Origin of the sequence: Mangrovimonas futianensis, assembly GCF_021245805.1 — a bacterium.
In the GTDB taxonomy this organism is placed as follows: domain Bacteria; phylum Bacteroidota; class Bacteroidia; order Flavobacteriales; family Flavobacteriaceae; genus Mangrovimonas; species Mangrovimonas futianensis.
Genome location: NZ_JAJJNF010000050.1, coordinates 1 through 300, shown reverse-complemented (window position 1 = coordinate 300; position 300 = coordinate 1). Strand labels below are relative to the sequence as shown.

1 protein-coding gene is annotated in these 300 nt (G+C 47.7%); it reads left to right on the top strand.

Features of this window, described 5'->3' with window-relative positions:
- Positions 1-300, top strand: a 300-nt coding sequence (locus LOK78_RS16485; protein ID WP_232635679.1) for a type IX secretion system membrane protein PorP/SprF, incomplete at both ends; no start/stop codon positions are given.

The following is a 300-nucleotide window of genomic DNA, read 5'->3' as shown; positions in this document are numbered from 1 at the left end:
CATTGTTGGGAGAGGACGTGAACAGTGTGTCCCCTAACGTAGGGGCGGGTTTCTACCTTTACAAGCCGGATACTTATTATGTGTCTCTTTCCATGCCGAACATCATCAGCACGATCCATTTGGATGCAGAGAACGGGAAGAAGGTAGGATCTGAGACGCAGCACTTTTTTGCGGCTGCAGGTTATGTTTTCGGGTTGTCAGACAACTTCAAGCTAAAGCCACACGCGATGATGAAGATGGCCTTTGATGCACCTATGACCTTTGACGGGAACTTGAACCTTTTCATGTACGATATCGTTG